This is a genomic window from Actinomadura sp. GC306 (assembly GCF_004348665.1).
GTDB lineage: Bacteria > Actinomycetota > Actinomycetes > Streptosporangiales > Streptosporangiaceae > Spirillospora.
Genome location: NZ_SMKM01000419.1, coordinates 1 through 3,547 on the forward strand (window position 1 = coordinate 1; position 3,547 = coordinate 3,547).

General features: G+C 73.2%; 4 protein-coding genes. 3 read left to right on the plus strand and 1 reads right to left on the minus strand.

Annotated elements, in window-relative coordinates; all coding sequences use genetic code 11:
• Positions 1–948, minus strand: a 948-nt coding sequence (locus E1200_RS31975; protein WP_131956193.1) for a serine/threonine-protein kinase, incomplete at its 3' end; no start/stop codon positions are given.
• A 147-nt stretch (positions 949–1,095) separates the two neighbouring features.
• Here E1200_RS31975 and E1200_RS35315 point away from each other — a divergent pair.
• From E1200_RS35315 to E1200_RS31990, 3 genes are all read left to right on the plus strand, one after another.
• Complete coding sequence (locus E1200_RS35315; RefSeq protein WP_131956195.1) at positions 1,096–2,127, plus strand: DUF6777 domain-containing protein; 1,032 nt, start codon at positions 1,096–1,098, stop codon at positions 2,125–2,127.
• A gap of 24 nt (positions 2,128–2,151) precedes the next feature.
• The gene (locus E1200_RS31985) at positions 2,152–2,553 is read left to right on the plus strand and encodes a metalloregulator ArsR/SmtB family transcription factor (RefSeq protein ID WP_131956197.1); all 402 of its coding nucleotides are present in this window, start codon (positions 2,152–2,154) and stop codon (positions 2,551–2,553) included.
• A partial coding sequence (locus E1200_RS31990) for a cation diffusion facilitator family transporter (RefSeq protein ID WP_131956199.1) occupies positions 2,550–3,547 on the plus strand: 998 nt, incomplete at its 3' end. The genes E1200_RS31985 and E1200_RS31990, both read left to right, overlap by 4 nt.

Below are 3,547 nucleotides of genomic sequence, written 5' to 3' on the forward strand. Positions count from 1 at the left end.
GGCCTGGGTGAACCGGGCGGTCGGTTCTTCGGCGGGCCGCGCCTCCTGGAACCCCGTGCCGGGTGCCGGGGCCTGGACGGTGGGGCCGGGGAGGCGCTCGGTCGCGGTCTGCGGGCGGGCGACGGCCCCGTCGCGTTCGCCGAGGAGCCACAGCAGGACGTCCTCGGAGGTCGGGCGGTTCTGCGGGTCCTTGGCGAGGCAGGCCGCGGCGACCTCGGCGAGCCTGCCCGGCAGCACGCCGAGGTCGGGCGTCTCGTGCATGATCCGGTACATGACGGCGGGCAGCGGGCCGCCCGCGAAGGGGTCGCGGCCGGTGGCGGCGTACAGCAGGGTGCCCGCCCAGGCGAACAGGTCGGTGGCGGGCTGGACGCGGCCGGAGAACTGCTCGGGCGCCATGTAGGCGGGCGTCCCGACGACCTGGCTGGTCAGCGTGGCCCCGGCGTCGAACGCGCGGGCGATGCCGAAGTCGATCACGCGGGGCCCGTCCGGCCCCATCAGGACGTTCTGCGGCTTGAAGTCGCGGTGCACGACGTTGGCGCGGTGGATCGCCGACAGCGCCGTCACCGAGCTGATGGCGAGGCGGTCGAGGTCGGCGCCCGAGCGCGGCCCCTCCTCCTGGACGAGCGCGCGCAGCGACCGGCCCGGGATGTACTCGCTGACGATGTAGGGGCGGTCACCGGCCATGTCGGCTTCGAGCATCTGCGCGGTGCAGAACCCGGCGACGCGCTGCAGCAGGGCCAGTTCGCGGACGAAGCGCTCCCGGGCGCCGGCGTCCCCCAGCAGCTGCGTGTGCAGGAGTTTCACCGCGACGCGGGACGGCCCGCCGGCGGGTTCCACCGGGCGGCCGAGGTACACCACGCCCTGGCCCCCGGTGCCGATCCGGCCGAGCAGCTCCCAGCCGCCGAGGCGCGCCGGGTCGGCCGCGGTGAGGGGAATCGGGCCCGCCATTCGTACCCCCGTCCGGGTCCCCCGGAAAAATTCGGCATTCCACCGGGCACAAATCCGCTCCGCCCGGCATCGAAGAGTATAGATACGGGGAGCCCGGAGCGGGAGAGACAAGGCATGACCGAAATGCATTCACCAATTGCCCGGTTCATGAGGCCGGCGAGCGCGGTCGCGGGGCTGGTCCTGGCGGCGGGGGTGCTGACCGCGTGCGGGGACGCGGGGGCGACCATCACCCGGCTGACGGTGGGGACGCCGGGCCCCGATCCGTACACGCTGATGTCCGGAACGGACAAGACCGACATCAAGGAGCGGCCGAAGGCGGGCGGGACCACGACCGGCGACTCCCCCGGCCTGTACGGGGGGACGCGCCGGGAGGCGACCTGCGACCCGCAGAAACTGATCGAGTTCCTGCAGGCCAATCCCGACAAGGCGGGCGCCTGGGCGAAGGTCCACGGAATCCCGGTGGACGACATCCCGCGGTACGTGTCGCGGCTGACACCGGTCGTCCTGCGGACCGACACGCTCGTCACCAACCACGGCTACCGGAACGGAGAACCGACCAGCGGGCCCGCCGTGCTGCAGGCGGGAATGGGCGTTCTGGTCAATGGCTACGGGGTGCCGGCGGTGAAGTGCAATTGCGGCAATCCGCTGACCCGTCCCGACAAAAAGATCTCCCCGGACGGCGCGTCCTACACCGGCCGGTCCTGGCCGGGATTCGAAGAGCGGAAAGTGACCGAGATCGAACCGCGGGACGCAAAGAAGGGGACGATCGTCACGTTCGTCCTGGTCGATCCCGAGGGCACGATGGGGTTCGAGCGGCCCCGCGCCACCGAGGGCGAGGCGGACGGGCCGCCGGCGGAGCTCCCGGCGACCGAGACCGAGCTCACCGGCGACTCGCCGTCGCCGTACGACTCGGGCCTTCCGTCCCCGGGGACGGGCTCGCCGGGGACGGAGTCCCCCGGCACCGAGCCGACGGGCACCGAGTCCCCCGGCACGCCCTCCCCCGGCACCGGGGAGGACGGCGGGGACCAGCCCGCCTCACCGGGCGTGACCTCGCAGGACCCGGGTATGGGCGGCGGCGGGGACCCCACCGGCGCGGGCACCGGCACGGGCTCTGGCACGGAGCCGGGGCCGCCGATGTCGCTGCCGCCGGGCGAGGAGCCCGCGCCGCCGGTGGGCTGACCGTCGTGCGATATCTTTGCTCATATGAGCAGTACTTCAGATATCGCCCCCGGCGGCACCCCCGCCGACGCGTGCGCCGTCCGCGTGGTCGATCCTGAGAAGGTCGCCCTCGTCACCGCCGCCCTGCCGGACGCGGAGACGGTCGCCGAGCTGGCGCAGGTGTTCGGGCTGCTGTCCGACCCGGGGCGGCTGAGGGTGATCACCGCGCTACTGGAGGGCGGGGAGATGTGCGTGTGCGACATCGCCGCCGCCTGCGGGCACTCGGAGTCGGCGGTCTCGCACGCGCTGCGGCTGCTGCGCGCCAACCGCGTGGTCCGGGTCCGCCGGGCCGGCCGGATGGCCTACTACCGGCTGGCCGACTCGCACGTCCGCATGCTGCTCGACCTCGCCCTCACCCACGTCGGCCACGGGGAGGAGGGCACATGACCGGGCACGGGCACAAGCACGGACCCGAACAGGGGCACGGGCACAAGCACGGGCACGGGCACGGGGTGTCGGCGACGGCCGACCGGCGGCTGCTCGGGGCCGCGCTGGCGCTGATCCTCGTCTTCATGGTGGGCGAGGTCGCCGTGGGCCTCATCGCGGGCTCGCTGGCACTGATCACCGACGCCGCGCACATGACCACCGACGCGTTCGCGATCGCGCTGGCGCTGGTCACGATGCGCATCGCGGCGCGCCCGCCGAAGGGCGGCTTCACCTACGGCCTGCGCCGCGCCGAGATCCTGTCGGCCCAGCTCAACGGGCTGACGCTGATCCTGCTCACCGGCTACTTCACCTACGAGGGCGTCCGGCGGCTGATCGAGCCGCACGCCGTCGAGGGGAAGTTCGTGTTCTGGACGGCGCTCGTCGGCATCGCGGTCAACATCGCGGCGACCTGGCTGATCAGCCGGGCGGACCGGAGCAGCCTCAACATCGAGGGCGCGTTCCAGCACATCCTCAACGACCTGTTCGCGTTCATCGCCACGGCCATCGCGGGCCTGGTCGTGTGGACGACCGGCTTCAACCGGGCGGACGCGATCGCGTCCCTGCTGGTGGCCGGGCTGATGCTGAAGGCCGGGTACGGGCTGCTGCGGGACGCGGGCCGGGTTCTGATGGAGGCCGCGCCGGCGGGCATCGACCCGTCCGAACTCGGCACCAGGCTGGCCGCGCGCCCCTGCGTGCACGAGGTGCACGACCTGCACGTGTGGGAGGTCAGCTCCGGCTACCCGGCGCTGTCCGCGCACGTCCTGGTCGACACCGGGGGCGACTGCCACGCCGTCCGCCGCGACCTCCAGGAGGTGCTGCGGACCTCGTACGGCATCACCCACACGACCCTGGAGGTCGACCACGTCCACGAGTCCGCGGCGGACGGGCACGGCCACTGCGACGACCCGCACGGCCCCCGCCACGTAGGCGATGCCCGCACCCCCCACAAACACAC

Bases quoted from the DNA above. Each gene is read 5' to 3' on its own strand.
- E1200_RS35315 (WP_131956195.1), top strand. From the start codon at position 1,096: ATGAGGCCGGCGAGCGCGGTCGCGGGGCTGGTCCTGGCGGCGGGGGTG.
- E1200_RS31985 (WP_131956197.1), top strand. From the start codon at position 2,152: ATGAGCAGTACTTCAGATATCGCCCCCGGCGGCACCCCCGCCGACGCG.